At 72.4% G+C, this 19,790-nt stretch carries 12 protein-coding genes, 1 pseudogene and 1 riboswitch; of the genes and pseudogenes, 6 read left to right on the forward strand and 7 right to left on the reverse strand.

What is annotated here, in order from left to right; genetic code table 11:
* Positions 1-34 precede the first annotated feature (34 nt).
* Complete coding sequence (locus ACQP09_RS17950; RefSeq protein WP_388048586.1) at positions 35-442, reverse strand: YciI family protein; 408 nt, start codon at positions 440-442, stop codon at positions 35-37.
* Positions 443-648: 206 nt separating this feature from the next.
* Here ACQP09_RS17950 and cbiE point away from each other — a divergent pair, with 206 nt between their 5' ends.
* Positions 649-1,920 carry a precorrin-6y C5,15-methyltransferase (decarboxylating) subunit CbiE gene (gene cbiE, locus ACQP09_RS17955; protein ID WP_433400801.1) on the forward strand — a complete coding sequence of 424 codons (1,272 nt, stop codon included), beginning with the start codon at positions 649-651 and terminating at the stop codon, positions 1,918-1,920.
* Positions 1,917-2,666, forward strand: coding sequence for a precorrin-4 C(11)-methyltransferase (cobM, locus tag ACQP09_RS17960; RefSeq protein WP_433400804.1), 750 nt, complete (start codon positions 1,917-1,919; stop codon positions 2,664-2,666). The genes cbiE and cobM overlap by 4 nt, the downstream gene beginning before the upstream one ends.
* 31 nt (positions 2,667-2,697) lie before the next feature.
* Here the strand turns inward: cobM and ACQP09_RS17965 are convergent.
* Positions 2,698-3,006: pseudogene (locus ACQP09_RS17965) on the reverse strand (transcriptional regulator); the annotation flags it as partial.
* 450 nt (positions 3,007-3,456) lie between these two features.
* Positions 3,457-4,578, reverse strand: coding sequence for a cobalt-precorrin-5B (C(1))-methyltransferase (locus tag ACQP09_RS17970; RefSeq protein WP_433400806.1), 1,122 nt, complete (start codon positions 4,576-4,578; stop codon positions 3,457-3,459).
* A 29-nt stretch (positions 4,579-4,607) separates the two neighbouring features.
* Between ACQP09_RS17970 and ACQP09_RS17975 the strand changes: the two genes are divergently transcribed.
* On the forward strand, positions 4,608-5,366 hold the full coding sequence (locus ACQP09_RS17975) for a cobalt-precorrin-6A reductase (protein ID WP_433400809.1): 759 nt from the start codon (positions 4,608-4,610) through the stop codon (positions 5,364-5,366).
* On the opposite strand, the gene ACQP09_RS17980 is transcribed toward ACQP09_RS17975, so the two are convergent.
* Genes ACQP09_RS17980 through ACQP09_RS17990 form a run of 3 tightly spaced genes read right to left on the reverse strand, consistent with a single transcriptional unit; the run spans position 5,351 to position 8,859 of the window.
* A complete protein-coding gene (locus ACQP09_RS17980) occupies positions 5,351-6,862 on the reverse strand; it encodes a precorrin-2 C(20)-methyltransferase (protein ID WP_433400812.1) in 1,512 nt (503 codons plus the stop codon). The genes ACQP09_RS17975 and ACQP09_RS17980 overlap by 16 nt on opposite strands.
* A complete protein-coding gene (locus tag ACQP09_RS17985) occupies positions 6,862-7,488 on the reverse strand; it encodes a precorrin-8X methylmutase (protein WP_433400815.1) in 627 nt (208 codons plus the stop codon). Before ACQP09_RS17985 ends, ACQP09_RS17980 begins: the two co-directional genes overlap by 1 nt.
* Before the next feature lie 45 nt (positions 7,489-7,533).
* Positions 7,534-8,859: a cobalamin biosynthesis protein CobG gene (locus ACQP09_RS17990; protein ID WP_433400818.1), complete on the reverse strand. Its 1,326-nt coding sequence runs from the start codon at positions 8,857-8,859 to the stop codon at positions 7,534-7,536.
* A 370-nt stretch (positions 8,860-9,229) separates the two neighbouring features.
* Positions 9,230-9,309, forward strand: a riboswitch (cobalamin riboswitch).
* A 93-nt stretch (positions 9,310-9,402) separates the two neighbouring features.
* Here ACQP09_RS17990 and cobN point away from each other — a divergent pair.
* Both cobN and ACQP09_RS18000 read left to right on the forward strand, forming a co-directional pair.
* Complete coding sequence (cobN, locus tag ACQP09_RS17995) at positions 9,403-13,008, forward strand: cobaltochelatase subunit CobN (RefSeq protein WP_433400821.1); 3,606 nt, start codon at positions 9,403-9,405, stop codon at positions 13,006-13,008.
* 136 nt (positions 13,009-13,144) lie between these two features.
* Positions 13,145-14,212: a hypothetical protein gene (locus ACQP09_RS18000; RefSeq protein ID WP_433400824.1), complete on the forward strand. Its 1,068-nt coding sequence runs from the start codon at positions 13,145-13,147 to the stop codon at positions 14,210-14,212.
* A gap of 96 nt (positions 14,213-14,308) precedes the next feature.
* On the opposite strand, the gene ACQP09_RS18005 is transcribed toward ACQP09_RS18000, so the two are convergent.
* Positions 14,309-16,102, reverse strand: coding sequence for a lysyl oxidase family protein (locus tag ACQP09_RS18005; protein ID WP_433400827.1), 1,794 nt, complete (start codon positions 16,100-16,102; stop codon positions 14,309-14,311).
* A 600-nt stretch (positions 16,103-16,702) separates the two neighbouring features.
* On the opposite strand from ACQP09_RS18005, the gene ACQP09_RS18010 reads away from it, so the two are divergent.
* Positions 16,703-19,765, forward strand: coding sequence for an AfsR/SARP family transcriptional regulator (locus ACQP09_RS18010; protein WP_433400830.1), 3,063 nt, complete (start codon positions 16,703-16,705; stop codon positions 19,763-19,765).
* Positions 19,766-19,790: the final 25 nt, after the last annotated feature.

A 19,790-nucleotide genomic window follows, 5' to 3' on the forward strand; every position in this document is an offset into this window, starting at 1 on the left:
GGTCGCTCTTGGTCGGAGTCTGTTCCTGGTCGAGCTAGTCGATCCCGCCGCCGATGGTGCGGATGAGCACCGGGTACTCGGGCGCCCCGGCCGGCTGCGGACAGCGTGCCACGCGGGCGGCGATCTCGGTCACCCGCTCCAGGCTCTCGCATTCGAGGATCCAGAACCCGGCGAGCAGCTCCTTGGTCTCGCTGTAGGGGCCGTCCGACACCACGGGCCGCCCCTCGGCGTCGAGGCTGACGGCCCGCCCCTGCGCGGGCTCCGTGAGCCCGTACGCGGTCACCAGCTCACCCGACTCGGCGAGGTCGTCGTTGATGCTGCCCATGTGGGCGAACATCTCCTGCACGGCCTTCTCGTCCCAGGCCGGACTGTCCGCCGACCCCTTGCCGGCCTGCGCGTCGTAGTCCGCCTGGCTGCCCTGGACCATCACCAGATACTTCATGACCAGCCGCCTCCTAAAAGCTCGCTCTTCGTACTCTTCTTCTCCGCTTACACAGGGGACGTCGGGGCCGGGGCGGGGTTCTCGACACGACGCGCGGATTCCTTTCGGGATTCACCCGCTGGAGGGGTCGGAACGGCACGTTCAGTAAAGTTCGCCAACGTTGCGCCCGCCCCCACCCGTCCCCCCTCGAACGAGGTCCCCCGACTGTGTCTGCCGCCCTTCCTCCGGACGTCCCTCCCTCTCCCGTCTCGGTCGTGGGGATCGGCGCGGACGGCTGGTCCGGGCTGTCCGGCGGGGCGCGCGCGGCGTTGCGGGAGGCGGAGGTGGTGATCGGCGGGGCGCGCCAGCTGGAGCTGCTTCCGCCGGAGTGCGCGGGCGTACGGGTGGCGTGGCCGTCGCCGCTGCGCCCCGCCGTACCCCGGCTCCTGGCCGAGCACCGGGAGCGCCGGATCGCGGTGCTGGCGAGCGGGGACCCGATGTTCTACGGGATCGGGCGCGCGCTGGCGGAGGAGCTGGGCCCGGAGGCGCTGCGGGTCCTCCCGCACCCGTCCTCGGTCTCGTATGCCTGCGCGCGGCTCGGCTGGCCGCTGGAGGACACGGAGGTCGTGACGCTGGTGGGCCGTCCGGCGGCACGGCTGGCCGCCTCGCTCCACGAGGGCCGGAGGCTGCTGGTCCTGAGCGCGGACGCGTCGACGCCGGCCACGGTGGCGGCCCTGCTCGCGGCCCATGGGTTCGGCCCGAGCCGGCTGCGCGTCCTGGAACAGCTGGGCAGCGAGGCGGAGGCGTACGCGGACGGCACCGCGGAGACGTGGACGCACGCGCCGGGCGACCGCCTGAACGTCATCGCGATCGAGTGCCGCGCCTCGGCGGACGCGCTGCGGCTCGGCACGGTCCCGGGCCTGCCGGACGAGGCGTACGAACACGACGGCCAGCTCACCAAGCGCCACATCCGGGCCGCCACGCTCGCGACCCTGGCCCCCGCGCCGGGCGAGCTGCTGTGGGACGTGGGCGGCGGCTCGGGCTCGATCGCGATCGAGTGGATGCGGGCGCACGGTTCCTGCCGGGCGGTGAGCGTGGAGCGGGACCCGGCGAGGGCGGAGCGGATCACGCGGAACGCGGACCGCCTGGGAGTGCCGGGGCTGCGGGTCGTCACAGGCCGGGCCCCTGCCGCCCTGGCCGAACTGGACGTGCCCGACGCGGTGTTCATCGGCGGCGGCCTGACGGCACCGGGCCTGCTGGACGCGTGCTGGGAGGCGCTGCGGCCCGGTGGCCGGCTGGTGGCGAACACGGTGACGCTGGAGTCGGAGGCGCTGCTGGGGGAGTGGTACCGGTCGTACGGCGGGGAGTTGACCCGGCTGGCGGTGGCGCACGCGGTCCCGGTGGGCGGATTCACGGGCTGGCGGCAGGCGATGCCGGTGACGCAGTGGTCCGTACGCAAACCCTCAATCCCCGTCCCAGTCCCAGGAGATCGAACATGACGGTGTACTTCATCGGCGCGGGCCCCGGCGCGGCCGACCTGATCACGGTGCGCGGCGCGCGCCTGCTCGCCGCCAGCCCGGTCTGCCTGTACGCGGGCAGCCTGGTCCCGGTGGAGCTGCTGGCGGAATGCCCGCCCGACGCCCGCCTGATCGACACGGCGAACCTGGACATCGAGCAGATCACCGAGGAGCTCGTACGGGCCCACGCGGACGGCCACGACGTGGCGCGGCTGCACTCGGGCGACCCGTCGGTGTTCAGCGCGGTGAACGAGCAGATGAAGCGCCTGGACGAGGCGGACATCCCGTACGAGGTGGTCCCCGGCGTCCCCGCGTTCGCGGCGGCGGCCGCGTCCCTGAAGCGCGAGCTGACGGTCCCGACGGTCGGCCAGACGGTGATCCTGACCCGCATCGCGCAACGAGCCACGGCCATGCCGGAGGGCGAGGACCTGGCCACCCTGGGCCGCAGCGGCGCCCTCATCGTCCTCCACCTGGCGGCCCGCTACGTGGACCGGGTGGTGGAGGAGCTGCTCCCGCACTACGGCGCGGACTGCCCGACCGCGGTGGTCGCGATGGCGTCCCGCCCGGACGAGATCATCCTGCGCGGGCCGCTGAACTCGATCGCGGAGCAGGTGAAGGCGGCGGGCGTGATCAGGACGGCGGTCATTATGGTGGGGCGCACGCTGGGGGCCGAGCAGTTCCGGGACAGCCACCTGTATGCGGTGGGGCGGGAGCGGGGCGGGTGCTGAGGGGGCGGTGTCCAGGAGCCGGGCAGAGCTGTCAGGTGGAGCGCGGAACTGCTGCTTTCGCCAGCTCCTGCATGCCCGTGGTCCGGGGGTGACGCGAATGGATCTCGGTGACCATCTGCCGGATGGCCGGGCGATCGCGTACCTCACCCGGTGAGACACGCACTGCCGACAGAAGCTCGGCGGTGGTCTGTTCCGGCTTGCCCCACTGCCACCAGGCCCGCGCGAGGTCGGTGTGCATGCGGCTACGGCGCTCAGCTGTCCTGAACTGCCCGGCGCGCAGGCCCCGTCCGGCTTCGAGCGCCGCACCGGCGTCACCGAGTGCCCAGTGGACGCTCACGGCGCCGCCGCGTACCTCCTGGACCACCCGGCCGGTCTCGATGTCGCCTACGGCATCGTCGGCGCACTCGACTTCAGCGACCCGCAGACCTTGCTCCCGGCAGCCGCAGTCGGGCTCCGACCAGGCGGCACTCTGGTGTTCTCGACGCTGGCCCACTACCGAACGGGCACGCCACCCGAGACCGAATGCCGCCCCGCCGACATCCCGACCCGCATGCCTGACGGCAGCCCCGGCACCCTGCAGCGATGGGTCCTGGAACCGACGGTATGGACAAAGCTGCTGGACGAGCACGGGTTCGACCTGGTTGATTCCGACACCGTGCACGACCCGGGGCCGGGGTCTGAGAGCCGTGACGAGGCCTTGTACCTGCTCGACGTGACCGTGGGCTACGGCTACCGGCCGTGGATGCCCGATGTCTGGCTCCTCGCGTTGCCCCTGCTGGGCTCGGAAGAGCTAGCGTCCACCTCCGTACCGCCCCACCACCACCCCCGCCCGGTCGATGCAGATCACGTCCACCTCCACCGGGGCGCCCCGCAGCACCGACAGTGCCTCGTCGCGTGCCCGTGAAGCCACCAGGTCGCCCAGCCGCACCCCTGCCGCCTCGCTCAGCCGCAGCGCCTCCAGGCCCGTGTTGGCCGTGGCGATCCGGGACGCCAGCTCCTCGTTCGCGCCGCCCTCGCGGGCCAGGTCCGCGAGGAAGGGCTTGTCCACCTGGGAGCGGGCCGAGTGGAGGTCCAGGTGGCCCGCCGCCAGCTTCGAGAGCTTGGCGAAGCCGCCGCAGATCGTGAGGCGGTCGATGGGGTGGCGGCGTACGTACTTCAGGACCGCGCCCGCGAAGTCGCCCATGTCCAGGAGGGCTATGTCCGGGAGGTTGTACTCCCCGACCACCGTCTTCTCCGACGTCGAACCCGTGCAGCCCGCCACATGCGTCAGGCCCGCCGCCCGCGCCACGTCCACGCCCCGGCGGATCGAGTCGATCCACGCCGAGCAGGAGTACGGGACGACCACGCCCGTCGTGCCGAGGATCGACAGGCCGCCCAGGATGCCGAGCCGGCCGTTCCACGTCGAGCGCGCGATCTCCTCGCCGTGGTCCACCGACACCGTCACCTCCACGTCCCCCGCCTCCCCGTACTCCGCCGCCACCCGCTCCACGTGCTCGCGCATCAGCCGGCGCGGCACCGGGTTCACCGCGGGCTCCCCGACGTCCAGCGGCAGGCCGGGGAGGGTGACCGTACCGACGCCGGAGCCCGCCCGGAACACCACCCCGGAACCCGGCGGCAGCCTCCGTACCGTCGCCCTCACCAGCGCCCCGTGCGTCACATCCGGGTCGTCCCCGGCGTCCTTCACCACCCCGGCGCTCGCCCGCCCGGGCCCCAGCTCCTCCACCGCCAGCGCGAACTCCGGGGTCTGGCCCCTCGGCAGCGTGATCCTCACCGGGTCCGGGAAGTCGCCGGTCAGCAGGGCCATGTACGCGGCCGTCGTCGCCGCCGTCGCGCACGCACCGGTCGTCCAGCCGGGGCGGAGACCCGTGTGCTTGAGTTGGGCACTGCGACCGCCCCGTGCCTCAGCGGTCATGGGAAGCGTTCATGAGAAGAGTCCGTTCGATGCATGTTCTCGTTCTGGGAGGGACCACCGAGGCGCGTCGGCTTGCCGAGAGTCTCGCCGCCGAGGCCCCGGAAGTCCGCGTCACCACCTCGCTCGCCGGTCGCGTCGCCGCTCCCCGGTTTCCGCCCGGTGACGTGCGCGTCGGGGGGTTCGGGGGGCCCGACGGGCTCGCGGAGTGGGTACGGGAGCACCGCGTCGACGCTCTTGTCGATGCCACCCACCCCTTCGCCGCCACCATGAGCCGGAACGCCGCCGAGGCCGCCGCGCAGGCCCATGTTCCCCTCCTCGCCCTTCGCCGGCCCGGCTGGGTCGCCCAGGACGGCGACCGCTGGCACTCCGTCGCCTCGCTCGCCGAGGCCGCGCACCTGCTGCCGACACTCGGGAAGCGGGTCTTCCTCACCACCGGGCGGATGGGGCTCGCCGCCTTCGCGGGAGCGGGGCTCGACGCGTTGTGGTTCCTCGTACGGTCCGTGGATGCGCCGGAGCCGCCCTGCCCGCGGCAGATGGACGTGCTGCTCGATCGGGGGCCGTTCAGCCTCGACGGTGAGCGGGAGATCCTCCGGCGCCACCGTATCGACGTGCTCGTCACCAAGGACAGCGGCGGCGACGCCACCGCCCCCAAGCTCACCGCCGCCCGCGAGGCCGGGATCCCCGTCGTCGTGGTGCGGCGGCCACCGGTTCCGGAAGGGGTGCCGGTGGCCGCCACGCCCGACGAGGCCGGGGAGTGGGTCGTACGGAAGCTCTACGCCTCCGGGTAGCGCCTCGGCGTCCACACGACGGACCCGCCCGACTCGCCCCGCCGCACCCAGCGCGTCTGCGACGAGCCCACGATCAGCAGCGTCCGCATGTCCACCTCCGCCGGGTCGACATCGGCCAGCCGTACCGTACGGACGCTCTCCGTCGGGCCCCCGACGTCCCGTGCCAGAACGACCGGGGTGTCCGGAGCGCGGTGCTCCAGGAGGAGGTCGCGGGCCTTGGCGACCTGCCAGGTACGGGACTTGGAGCCCGGGTTGTAGAGGGCGAGGACCAGGTCGGCGGAGGCCGCGGCGCGGAGCCGTTCCGCGATGACCTCCCACGGTTTGAGGCGGTCCGAGAGGGAGATCGTGGCGTAGTCGTGGCCGAGCGGTGCGCCGGCGCGCGCCGCCGCCGCGTTGGCCGCGGTGACGCCGGGCAGGACCCGTACGGAGATGTCCGCGTACTCCTCCTGCGCGGCCACCTCCAGCACCGCCGTCGCCATCGCGAAGACGCCGGGGTCGCCGCCCGAGACGACCGCGACGCGGTGGCCGCGCCGGGCCAGGTCCAGTGCGAACTCCGCCCGCTCCGACTCCACCTTGTTGTCCGAGCCGTGCCGCGCCTGGCCGGGGCGGACCGGGACGCGGTCCAGGTAGGTGGTGTAGCCGACCAGCGCGTCCGCCGCCGCCAGCACGCCGCGCGTCTCCGGCGTCAGCCACAGCGGGCCCGCCGGGCCGGTGCCCACGACGACCACTTCGCCGTCCGCAGTTCCCGATGGCCTGACCGCGTCCACCCGGCTCGGCAGGACCGCCACCGAGAAGTACGGGACCGACGCCGGGTCGATGTCGGCGAGGTCGCCCGTACGCTCCCCGGCCATCGTCGCCCGCTCCACGTACCGCGCCTCCGCCAGCCGGCCCGACGCCTCGAACGCGCCGCGCACCGCCGGGAACGTACGGCCCAGCTTCATCACCACCGCCGTGTCCGTGGCGGCGAGACGGGCCGTCAGCTCCTCCTCCGGGAGGGTGCCGGGGAGGATCGTGAGGATCTCCTCGCCCTCGACCAAGGGGGTGCCGAGACGGGCCGCCGCCGCGCTCACGGACGTCACGCCGGGGATGACCTCGGTGGCGTACCGGTCGGCCAGGCGCTTGTGCATGTGCATGTACGAGCCGTAGAACATCGGGTCGCCCTCGGCGAGGACCGCCACCGTCCGGCCCGCGTCCAGGTGCGCCGCGAGCCGGGCCGCGGCCTTCTCGTAGAACTCCTCCAGCGCGCCCCGGTAGCCGCCCGGATGGTCCGTGGTCTCGGTCGTGACCGGGTAGACCAGCGGCTCCTCGATGTGGTCCGGGCGCAGGTGCGCGGCGGCGATGGACCTGGCGATCGAGCGGCCGTGGCGGGCGCTGTGGTACGCGATCACGTCGGCCTCGCCGATGGCCTGGACGGCCCGGAGCGTCATCAGGTTCGGGTCGCCTGGGCCGAGCCCGACGCCGTACAGCCTGCCGCCACCCGTGTTGATGTCGGTCACTACTCTTCCTCGCTCGCGATGGCGTTGAGCGCCGCCGCCGCTATCGCGCTGCCGCCGCGCCTGCCGCGCACGATCAGGTGCTCCAGGCCCGACGCGTGCTCGGCCAGCGCCTCCTTGGACTCCATCGCGCCGACGAAGCCGACCGGGACGCCGATGACGGCGGCCGGGCGCGGGGCGCCTTCCTCGATCATCTCCAGCAGCCGGAACAGGGCCGTCGGCGCGTTGCCGACCGCGACCACCGCACCCTCCATCCGGTCCCGCCACAGCTCCAGCGCCGCCGCGCTCCGGGTCGTCCCCATCTTCGCGGCCAGCTCGGGCACGGACGGGTCGGAGAGCGTGCACACCACGTCGTTGTTCGCGGGGAGCCGCTTGCGGGTGACCCCGCTGGCCACCATCGCCACATCGCAGAGGATCGGTGCGCCGGCGCGCAGAGCGGCGCGGGCGTCGGCCACGGCGTTCGGCGAGAAGGCGAGGTCCGTCACGAGGTCGACCATGCCGCACGCGTGGATCATCCGGACGGCGACCTGGCTGACGTCGGCGGGCAGCCCGGCCAGATCCGCCTCCGCGCGGATGGTGGCGAAGGACTGGCGGTAGATCGCCGGTCCGTCCTTCTCGTACTGGTGCACAGTGCTGTCGCTTTCTTCTGCCGTGAGCTGATCAAGGAGGGGTGTTCAGGCGCGGGCCCCGGCCACCGCTGCCGCCAGCCGCGCCGGGTCGTTCCGTACGGTCGTCGGTGCGTCCCGCCGCTCACCCCGGACGTGCGAGATCCGGTGCCCGTCCGGCGTGGCGACCACGTCGATCCACTCCCCGTGGGGGTGGCCGCAGCGGCGTTCGCACCCGGACCAGTACACAGGTAGCCGCCCGGGCGCCCCGACAGCGGCCCCCGCTTCGGCCCGTACGTCGGAGAGCGACTTCGCGCAGCCCGGGTGGCCGATGCAGGCGCCCACGCCGGTCCACGGGGAGTCGGGGGCGGTGATCAGGCCGGATGCGGAGAGCCTGCGGAGTGCGTCCGCCGCTTCGGCCTCGCCGGCTCCGAAGGGGATGACGACTCCGCGCCACGGGGTGAGCCGCAGTTCGCCGCCGGAGTGCCTGGTGGTGTCGGTGCCGGAGTGCCTGGCGGCGTCGGTGCCGTAGCGCCTGGCCGTGTCGGTGAGCAGCCGCCACTGGGCCGGGGTGAGGCGGCCCAGAGGTACGTCGATGCCGAGCGCGGCCGTGGAGCCGAGCGGGCCGGGGACGGGGGGCGTTGCCGTACGGGGGCGGGGGCGGCGCTCGGCCGGACCCGCCGCCGAGCCGATGGCCCGGACCAGTTCGACCCGTACGTCGTCGGGCAGGTCCTTCACGCGCCAGGCGCCGGAACCGGAGGCCGCGCGGAGGAACGCCTCGGTCCCCCGGAGCGCGGCGCGCGGGGCCTCGGCGGCCGGGATCCGGAACACCTCGTCCTCCGCGCCGATCCGCAGCAGAGCGGCCGAGCTGCCTTCGGCGATGACCGTCACGTCCGCTCCCAGCGCGTCCACGTCACCGCGGCCGTCGTCCAGCGCGAAGAGGAAGCGGCCGGAGAGCGCGGCGGCGGCGGGCGAACCGCACACCAGCCGGTCCAGCTCCCTCAGCCAGACCGTCAGCGACGGCGAACCGTCCAGGCCCGCCGACGGCGAGGCCACGATGTTGCGGGCCCGCTCGTGCGCGGCGGACGGCAGAAGGCCGGCGTCCGTGAGCAGCGCCGCCAGCGCGCCGCCGCACTCCGTACCGAGGCCGCGCAGCTGTACGTTGCCGCGCGAGGTGAGATGCAGGTCACCGTCGCCGAACCGCTCGGCCGCCGCCAGGAGCGCGTCCGCCTGGCCGGGGGCGAGAACGCCGCCGGGTATGCGTACACGGGCCAGCGCACCGTCGTCCGCCCGGTGCAGCCGCAGCGTTCCCGGGCAGGCGTCGCCGCCGGCGCGGGAGGGGACGCCGCCCACGGAAAGGGGCGAGGGGGCGGAATCGGGCATGGCGGCGAGCATACCGACCGGGCCGGTCCCGACGGCCGGGTCGGAGCTGTGACCTGCGGGACAGCCCCCCGTGTCCTGCCGGACAGCCCCACCGTGTCCTGCGGGACAGCCCCACCGTGTCCTGCGGGACAGCCCCACCGTGTCCTGCGGGACAGCCCCACCACGTCCTGCCGGACAGCCCCACCACGTCCTGCGGGACAGCCCCACCACGTCCTGCCGGACAGCCCCACCACGTCCCGCCGGACAGCCGCCGCCTCGCACGTGCCCCATCCCCCGAACAGTGATCACCACCGCACCCCCGCCCCCTGCCCCGCCCCCACCCCCGCCGCTTAGGATGCAGGCGGTGGTCCGTTCAGGCCGCCATCGCCAGACGGCGACAGGGGAGGAAGCCCGGTGAGATTCCGGCGCGGTCCCGCCACTGTGAGCCCGGCCGCCACCACCGGCCGGGCGAGTCAGGAACTCCCTTCTCCGAGTGCCCGGTCATCGCCGGGCCGACCGGGGAGACCCTCCGACACCGCCCGGGGCGTGGACACCCCGAGGAAGGCCTGACGCAGCATGATCCTGCTCCTGTCGACGTCCGACACCGACCTCCTGAGCGCCCGCGCTTCCGAGGGGCCGGTCAGCTACCGGTACGCCAACCCCTCCCGCGTCGACCTGGCCGGGCTCCCGGCGCTGCTGGACGGCGTCGACCTCGTCGTCGTACGCCTCCTCGGCGGCGTACGCGCGTGGCAGGAAGGGCTCGACGCGGTGCTGGCCACCGGGCGGCCGGTCGTCGTGCTGACCGGTGAGCAGGCTCCGGACGCGCAGCTGATGGCCGCCTCCACCGTGCCGATCGGGATAGCCGCCGAGGCGCACGCCTACCTCGCGCACGGCGGGCCCGCCAACCTGGAGCAGCTGGCCCGGTTCCTCTCCGACACCGTGCTGCTGACCGGCCACGGCTTCGAGCCGCCCGCCCCGGCCCCGGCGTGGGGAGCGCTGGAGCGGGAGGCCCGTGCGGTGGACGCGGGGGCGCCGACGGTCGCCGTCCTCTACTACCGCGCGCACCACATGAGCGGGAACACCGCGTTCGTGGAGGCGCTGTGCACGGCGGTGGAGGACGCCGGGGCCCGGCCGCTTCCGCTGTACGTCGCGTCTCTCCGTACGCCGGAGAGCGAGCTGATCGACCAGCTCCGCGCCGCCGACGCCATCGTCACCACCGTCCTCGCGGCGGGCGGCACCAAGCCCGCCGAGGCCTCGGCCGGAGGCGACGACGAGTCGTGGGACGCGGGCGCGCTGACCCAGCTCGACGTGCCGATCCTCCAGGCGCTCTGCCTCACCAGCCCGCGCGCCGCGTGGGAGGAGAACGACGAGGGCGTCTCGCCGCTGGACGCGGCCACCCAGATCGCGGTGCCGGAGTTCGACGGCCGCCTGATCACCGTCCCCTTCTCCTTCAAGGAGATCGACGAGGACGGGCTCCCGGCGTACGTCGCCGACGCCGAGCGCGCGGCCCGCGTCGCCGGGATCGCCGTACGGCACGCGAAGCTGCGCTCGATCCCCAACGCGGAGAAGCGCATCGCGCTGGTCCTCTCCGCCTACCCGACCAAGCACTCCCGCATCGGCAACGCGGTCGGCCTGGACACGCCCGCCAGTGCCGTGGCGCTGCTGCGGCGGCTGCGCGCCGAGGGGTACGACTTCGGGCCCGAGACCGACATCCCGGGGCTGGTCTCCGGCGACGGCGACGAGCTGATCTACGCGCTGATCGAGGCGGGCGGCCACGACCAGGAGTGGCTGACCGAGGAGCAGCTGGCGAAGAACCCGGTCCGGATCCCGGCCGCCGACTACCGCCGCTGGTTCGCCCAACTCCCGCAGGAACTGAGGGAGTCGGTGGAGGAGCACTGGGGCCCGGCGCCCGGCGAGATGTTCGTGGACCGGTCCGCCAACCCGGAGGGCGACATCGTCCTGGCCGCTCTGCGGCGCGGCAACCTCCTCATCCTCATCCAGCCGCCGCGCGGCTTCGGCGAGAACCCGATCGCGATCTACCACGACCCCGATCTCCCGCCGTCCCACCACTACTTGGCCGCCTACCGCTGGATCGCCGCCTCCGCCGAGGACAACGGCTTCGGCGCGGACGCGATGATCCACCTCGGCAAGCACGGCAACCTGGAGTGGCTGCCCGGCAAGAACGCGGGCCTGTCGGCCGCGTGCGGCCCCGACGCGGCCCTCGGTGATCTGCCGCTCGTCTACCCGTTCCTGGTGAACGACCCGGGCGAGGGTACGCAGGCCAAGCGCCGCGTCCACGCCACGCTGATCGACCACCTGGTCCCGCCGATGGCCCGCGCCGACAGCTACGGCGACATCGCGCGCCTGGAGCAACTCCTCGACGAGCACGCCCAGATCGCCGCGATGGACCCGTCCAAGCTGCCCGCGATCCGCGCGCAGATCTGGACGCTGATCCAGGCCGCGAAGCTCGACCACGACCTCGGTGTGGCGGACCGCCCGGAGGACGAGGGCTTCGACGACTTCATCATGCATCTGGACGGCTGGCTCTGCGAGATCAAGGACGTCCAGATCCGCGACGGCCTGCACGTCCTCGGCAACCCGCCCGCCGGGAACGACCGGGTCAACCTGGTGCTCGCCGTCCTGCGCGCCCGCCAGATCTGGGGCGGTACGGCATCCCTCCCCGGCCTCCGCGAAGCGCTCGGGCTCGACGAGTCGGCCGCCACCCGCACCGACGCGGACGCGATCGAGGAGCAGGCGCGCGCCCTGGTCCAGGCGATGGACGACGCGGACTGGGACCCGGCCGCAGTGGCTGGGGCCGCCGCAGGCCTGCCGGACGCGGTAGCCGACATCCTCACCTTCGCGGCCACCGAGGTGGTCCCGCGCATGGCGGCGACGACCGACGAACTCACGCACGCCGTCCACGCGTTGAACGGCGGCTTCGTCCCCGCAGGCCCCTCCGGATCCCCGCTCCGCGGCCTGGTCAACGTCCTCCCGACCGGCCGCAACTTCTACTCGGTCGACCCGAAGGCGGTCCCCTCCAAGCTGGCGTGGGAGACCGGCCAGGCCTTGGCGGACTCGCTCCTGACCCGCTACCGCACCGACAACGGCGACTGGCCCACCTCCGTCGGCCTCTCGCTCTGGGGCACCAGCGCGATGCGCACGGCGGGCGACGACATCGCGGAGGCCTTCGCGCTGCTCGGCATCCGGCCCGTCTGGGACGACGCCTCGCGCCGCGTGACGGGCCTGGAGCCCATCCCGTACGCCGAGTTGGGCCGTCCGCGCATCGACGTGACGCTCCGCATCTCCGGCTTCTTCCGGGACGCGTTCCCGCACACGATCGGGCTGCTCGACGACGCCGTACGGCTGGCCGCCTCGCTCGACGAACCGGCCGAGCAGAACTACGTACGGGCCCACGCCCAGGCCGACCTGGCCGAGCACGGCGACGAACGCCGGGCCACCACAAGGATCTTCGGCTCGCGCCCCGGCACGTACGGCGCCGGCCTCCTCCAGCTCATCGACTCCCGCGACTGGCGCACCGACGCCGACCTCGCCGAGGTCTACACGGTCTGGGGCGGTTACGCCTACGGCCGCGAGCTCGACGGCCGCCCGGCCCGCGAGGAGATGGAGACGGCGTACAAGCGCATCGAGGTCGCCGCGAAGAACACCGACACCCGCGAGCACGACATCGCGGACTCGGACGACTACTTCCAGTACCACGGCGGCATGGTGGCCACCGTGCGCGCGCTCAAGGGCAAGGCCCCGGAGGCGTACATCGGGGACTCCACCCGCCCCGAGACCGTCCGCACGCGCACGCTCGTCGAGGAGACCTCCCGCGTCTTCCGTGCCCGGGTCGTCAACCCGAAGTGGATCGAGGCGATGCGCCGCCACGGCTACAAGGGCGCGTTCGAGCTGGCGGCCACCGTCGACTACCTCTTCGGCTACGACGCCACGACCGGCGTCGTCGCGGACTGGATGTACGACAAGCTCACCGAGACGTACGTGCTCGACCCGGAGAACAAGCAGTTCCTCCAGGAGGCCAACCCCTGGGCTCTGCACGGCATCGCGGAGCGCCTGCTGGAGGCCGAGTCGCGCGGCATGTGGGCCAAGCCGGACCCGGCGGTGCTGGAGGCGCTGCGCCAGGTGTACCTGGAGACCGAGGGCAACCTGGAGGGCGAGGACTGACACCCACTCCTCCCGTTCTTCTTCCGGCCCCTGCCCCGTTGTCCTCCCGACCGGCACAATCACGGTCGTGGGGACGACGGGGCAGGGGCCGGGTTCGGATGAGATCAACGAGCTTTCTCAGGAGGCCCGTTCGGGCGTGAGCCGGATCCTCGCCGCTCTGCGGCTGACGGTCCTCTCCGGCGTGACCGGTGCGGCGCTCGCCGCTCTCGCCGTCGGCGTGATCCTCAAGGACGTGCCCGTCCTCGCCACCGGGGGCGGGGTCCTGGCCCTCCTGATCCTGCTCGCCTTCCTCGGCGGGCGGCGGAGCGCGGGGCCCGACGAGCCACCGGCCCGCAGGACCGCCCTGGCCCGGATCGAGGATCTGCGGGCCACGGGCGGCGAAACGGCCGACGTGCCGGTGACGTTCCGGCTGACCGTGGCACCGGAGCCGGAGGACGGCCGGCCGGCGTACCGCGTGAAGATCAGCCAGTCCGTCAACCTGGTCGACATCCCCGCCTACCGGCCGCGCGGGATCGCAGTCGTGGAGTACCACCCGGAGAAGCCCTGGGACGTGCGGATCGTCACCCGGCCGACCCCGGAGTGGAGCCGCCGGGCCGAGGAGGCGGAGATCGACTCCGTGCCCGAGTCCACCCTGGTGAGGGACCCGGACGGGGGCGCGGGGGCGTGGTGCCTGCTGGTGGTGGTCGGGTTGCTGGCGGGGGCCGGGCTGGTGGTGCTGCTCTTCCGGGGGGAGTTGTTCGCGTCGGAGGGTCCGGCGGAGCGATCCTCCTCGTCCTCCTCCGTCTCCCGTACGTTCTCCACCTCCACCACCGTCCCCGGGCCCTCCTCCTCGCTGCTCACCTTCGGGCGGATGCGGGTGACCGCGATGGAGCTGGAGGCCCGGGTGGGCAGCGCGTACGTCACCGCACTCACCATCGAGGACCACCGCATGGCGGTACGCGGCGACTCCGCCCTCCCGCCCGCCGAGACGGTGCACCTCGCGTCCCTCCCGTACGAACTCTTCCCCGGCCTGGTCCGCGACGCCCGCACCACCCTGGGCGTCCGCGACCCCGAGAGCTGGCGCATCGACGTGGTGCCGGCAGCGGGTACGGCGGTCGGGCCCCGGGTCCGGGTCACGGTGAGCGGCACGGAGGGGACGGCCCACCTGGACGCGGACGCGACGGGGCGGATCACGGAGCGGCGGGCGGCGGGGGAGGCGGGCTGAACGGCTCGTGCCGTCGGCCCCGGGGACAGGCTCCGGGGCCGACGGCACGAGCGAGGTGTCAGGCAGCCCCGTGACGCGAGGCCGGGACGGCGGTGATCAATTGGCGTTCACCAGATGATGGGCGGGAACCTTCACGGTCCGGGCGCCCTTCTTCCCGCCGAGGACGACCTTCCGCAGCGCGCTGTTGTTCTTGTGGTTGGTCTCCTTGAGCCGGTTCTCCGGGTTGGCGAGGACCTGGATGTAGTACGTGCCGTTCGGCAGGTTGGTGATGTCGAAGGACTGGCCGGGCAGGTCCTGGGTGTAGGTGTCACCGGAGCCGACGTCGAGCACCTCGCGGACGGAGATCGAGTTCTCCTCGCCGCACGCCGTGGACAGGTCGGTGTTCTCCGGGTGCCAGTTGGCGTTCTTGACCGTGTAGTCGACGGCGTCGGTGTTGGCCAGGCAGAACGCCTCCTTGCCGCTGCGCACGGTCTCCTTCTTGTCGGCCTTCAGCAGCCGGTAGCTGGCGAAGTCCGTGAAGTGCCAGTGCTCGTGGCCGGGGCGCGGGTCCCACTCCATGGTGCCGGTCGGGGTGTAGCCGACCTGCTTGCCCTTGGCGTCGTAGAAGTACTGGTAGGCGTCCATCAGCTCCTTGCCCGGCGACCGGAACCCGTCGACGACGAGCTTGGCCGGCCCGGCGTTCCACACGTTGGCGCTGAAGGCGAGGTAGTCCTTGCCGGGCACGTCCTCGTAACCGTCGCTGACGGTGATCCCGTACGCGGGCAGCGAGCGCAGGTCGGGCTTGGGCACGTTGGGCACGGAGGCCTTGCCGGTGGGCCGCTTGGCGTTGGGCTGCACGGCGGGAGCCTGCCGCGACCCGTCGGTCTGCCCGGCCCGGTCCCCGACGCGAGCGGCGGAGAAGCCCTGGCGCTCGGCGGTCTGCTTCTTGAGCGCCCAGGGGAGGGCGGGCGGCGCGGGCGGGTAGGGCCCGTGACCGACGTTGTACGTGGCTCCGGCACCGCTAGTCGGGCCGGCGGGGGCGTCGGTACGGGCGGGGGCGCCGTGTCCTGCGTGGGCGGAGGGGGCGGAGGATGCGGGTGCGTGCCCGGAGTGCCCGGAGTGCCCGGAGTGCCCGGAGTGCAGGGAGCTGGAGGCGACCTTGGCGGCGGCACCACCACCACCACCACCTTCCTCCCCGTCCCAACTGCGCTCGCGCACAGTGACCTTGACGCTCTGCGGCTTGTCGGCGATCCCGAAGAGGTCGCGGTACTTCTTGGTCACGGAGACCTTGGCGGTGTACTTCCCGGCGGCCAGCTGGACCGGCGCGGAGTAGTACCCGGCATAGGTGTTGGCCGCCCACCCGTTCTCCACGCCCCAGACGGAGCCGAGGGTGAAGGGGTTGGCGGGACAGCTCTGCGGATACTTCGACTTGGCGGGAGCGCCGGGCCGCACGCGTCCGGAGGCGTTGTTGGGACAGAAGGGCTCGGTCTTCTTCAGCACCGCTTTCCCGGCCGTGTCGACGACGTTGACCTGCAGGAAGCCGGGCAGCCCGGTGAAGTCCTTCACCAGCCCCGCGGGGAGCGCCTTCGTGGTGGTCTTCTTCCCGTTCCGGATGATCTGCGAGGCGACGACCGGATCCTTGTAGGACTTACGGGTCACCTTGAGCTCGAAGGCCCCGTTCTCGGAGGTGAGGTAGGTCCCGAGATCGAGGTAGACCCCGGGATCGTCCTTCCACGAGTCGAGCGTCACCGAGGTGGAGGCGGCGATCAGGCTGAGCTTCGGCCCCGGCTGCGCGGTCTTGGCGTCGGGCGCGGCGGCGACGACACCCGCCGTCACGGCGATGGCCGCGGCGACGGCGATGGAGGGGCGGGTGAGGCGGTTGGTGCGGCCCTGCTGGAATCTGGTCATCATTCCTCGTACTTCCGGCTTCCGGGTGCGTAACGGAACGTGGACGAGCAGCACGGCCCCAACTCACCTGTGGCGACGCTGTGTCCGGACTGTGAGAGGTCGCACGGGCCCACCGGGTTGTCTCCGGACACCCGAGTGGCGCAGTGTGTCCGAAAAGTGACGACTGTTCGGAGACCGCATCGGGCAGCGCCGCGTGGTGCGCGGGGATCCGGGCCGACGCCGGTCCGGTCCCGGTCGTCATTCCGGAAATACGGTGACGAGGCACGCTGACCGGCAGGCGTGAGGCGGTCCGACGTGGTCGGCCTCCGGGAAGCCGTTCGGTTCGCGGCCGCCTTCGGGGTCCTACGGCCGGCCGGTGCCGCGTATGCGGTCAGGGCCCGTTCGGGCACTCGGCCGAACCGCTTTCGCGGGTCCGACGGCTTACCCTTCGTGTCGGCCGAAGCAGACCGTCAGGTGATACGGCCGAGTGCCATCTTGCCGCCTGATACGGGGCCCTGATGAGATGGCTGTGCGAAGACTCATCTGGACGGCAGGAACGCGGAGCATCGGCTATGCGTGGGTGGTGGCGGAAGCCGCTCCATGGCCGCTGGAGGAGGAAGCATCATGGACGAGGTCGCGGAGACACACAGAGTGCAGTTCCGAATTCTGGGCTCGTTCGAATGCTGGGACGGGACCGACCGAATCCGGGTCGGCGGACCTGTGCACGAAAAGGTTCTCGTCACGCTTCTGCTGGAGCCTCAGCGTGTACTCCCCGTCTTCCGCCTGGTGGAAGCCGCCTGGGACGAGAACGCACCCGCCACTGCCGCCCATCAGGTGCGCAAGGCCGTCGCGGAGCTACGACAGCGCATTCCGGGCGGACGGGATCTGATCGTCACGGAGGGGCCGGGCTACCGAGCCCTCACCACGCCCGCGCAGGTGGACCTCGGCAGATTCACCGAAGGATTGAACCAGGCCAGAACAGCCACTGTCGCCGGACAGAGCGCCTATGCCATGACGACCCTTCGCGAGGCCCTGGCCCTATGGCGGGGCCCATTGCTCGCCGGCACCGGTGGATCGGTTCTGTCCGCGGCCTCCGCCGCGTTGGAGGAACGCCGTCTCACAGCCGTGGAGCAGCTTTTCGACCTCAGGCTCGCCACCGGTGAGGACAGCGAACTCATCGGTGAATTGCGGGAATTCATCGATGCGCATCCGTTGCGTGAAACTCTGCGTGGCCAGCTCATGCTCGCCCTCTTCCGTTCCGGACGACAGGCGGACGCGCTGGAGGAGTACGCCAAGGTCCGGGACTTCCTGATCGACGAACTCGGCATCGGTCCCGGCGACGCACTGTCGGAGCTGCACAACGCCGTCCTCCGTAACAGTCCGGAACTCGCCGCTCCGCAAGTGCCCGTCGCTGTCCCTTTCACTCCGGAGAGCAAGCCGTCCACCCTTCCTTACGATCTGCGCGACTTCACGGGACGGGAGGAGGAGGTCAGCGATCTGCTCGGATTCGTGGAGGAGGCCCCGGGCTCCGGGCCGTTGATCGTCGCGATCGACGGCATGGGCGGAAGCGGCAAGACCTCGCTGGCCGTGCGCGCGGCGCATCAGCTGGCGGAGAGCTACCCCGACGCCCAGCTCTACATCGATCTCCGCGGGTTCACTCCTGACGGCCGGCCGCTGAGCGCCGGTGCGGCGGCTGAGGCTCTCCTGCGCATGCTCGGGGTGCCCGGAGACCGGATCCCGGACGACGCGGACGGCCGCATCGCGCTCTGGCGGCGCACGATGAGCACGCATCGGATGCTTCTGCTGCTCGACAACGTCGTCGACGATTCGCAGGTCAGACCGCTTCTCACCTCCCCCACCGAAACGCTCGTCCTCGTCACGAGCCGCTCGTTGCTCGTGGACCTCGACGCAGCTCATACCGTGTCCCTGGGGGTCATGCCGCCGAGCGACAGCGTCGCCCTCGTCGAGGGCGTACTCGGCCGGACGCGCGCGGAGAACGAGCCGGAGGCCGTTGCCCAGCTCGCGGAGCTCTGCGGTCACCTTCCGCTCGCCCTGCGCATCGCGGCCGCCCGGTTGCGCAAGCGGCCCCGCTGGACCGTCCGTTACCTGGTCGACCGGCTCCGGGACGACGCCCACCGGCTGGCGGAACTCAACTCGGGTGAGCGCAGCGTCGAAGTGACGCTACGGCTCTCCTACGAGGGCCTGGCCTCCGAGACCCGTGAGGCGTTCCGGTTCCTCGGCCAGTACCCGGGAGACGAGATCAACACCTACGCCGCCGGAGCCCTGCTGGGAATCAGCGCGCGGGAGGCGGAAGAGATCCTGGAGTACCTCCTCGACATGCACTTGCTCCAGCAGCACGAGAGCGGTCGCTACGCCTTTCACGACCTGGTCCGGAGCTTCGCGCAGAACCTCTCGCGCGGCGGCGCCCGTAGGCCATCGCGGGCCGATGAGGAGCAGCGCCCCGCGGCCGACGGAGACGACCAGATCAGGCACGCCGTGGGCCGACTGCTCGACTTCGCGCTTGCCGCGACCGACGTGGCCTGTGACCTGCTGTTCCCCGGGCGGGCCGGGATAGACCGTTCCGAACACCCGACGTCATCCGCCGAACTCCCGGCGCTGGACACCGTCGAGCAGGCCCGCGACTGGCTGGAGCGCGAACAGGACTCGCTGCTGGCCGCCGTATCGCTGGCCGACCGCTGGGGGATGGACCGGCACGTGGGGCTGTTGGCTGCCAACGTCGTCTTCCCTCTCGACCTGCGCGGTCGGCTGGAGGAGTTCAGGGAGTTGGCCCGTGTCGCGGTCGCCGCCTCCCGTCGGCTGGGCGACGACGCTCTGCTGCGGCTCAGCCTCTCCAATCTCGCGGTGGCCTGCTGGAAGCTCGGGCGCCTCACCGAGGGCATCGAGATGTCGGAGGAGGCGTTGGCCCTGGCCATCCGTCTCGACGACCGGCGCGGCGAAGCGAAGGACACCGGCGTCCTCGGGCTCCTGCTCAGCACCTTGGGACGGTACGACGAGGCGCTGCCGCGACTACGGCAGTCCATCGAGATCAAGCGGCAGCTGGGTGCGGAACGTGCCGAGGCCGAATCCCTGACCAACCTCAGCAGCCTGTACGCCGAATGGGGGCGGTACCCGGAGGCGGTGGAGGCAGCCACCCGTTCCGTCGCCCTTTCCCGCTCCATCGGTTCGGTCGACAAGGAGGTCGAAGGGCTGACCGACCTGGCCGTGGCGAGGATCGGTCTGGGCGAGATCGCCGAAGCCGCGGAGCTCCTGGCCCGGGCCCGCAAACTGGCCGGGGACGTCATGTCGCCCGCCGACCTGTCGCTGGTCCTCGCTCTCTCCGCCGAAGCCGCCGACCGACTCGGCGAGAGTGCCCAGGCCGCAGCGTGGGTGGAGGCGGCCCTGAGCCTCGGTGATGTCAGTGGTGTCCCCATGCGTGAGGCCGCTGTCGGCAACGTCATCGGCCGGTTCCACACGCGTAACGGCCGGTATTCAGCGGCCCTGGAACTCCACGCGCGGGCTCATGACGCCGCCTCGCGCATCGGCTACCGCGCCGAGGAGGCCCGCGCGCTGGCCGGTATGGCCGACGCCCTGGAGCATCTGGGGGAGCGGGGAGCGGCTTCGGCCCACCGGGAGTCGGCCCGCCGGGCCTTCGACGCCATGGGAGTCCCGACGTCCCAGGCCGCGTGAGGGCCGTCCCGCCGGCAGCAGAACG

The organism is Streptomyces sp. CA-146814 (genome assembly GCF_050942385.1).
GTDB lineage: Bacteria > Actinomycetota > Actinomycetes > Streptomycetales > Streptomycetaceae > Streptomyces.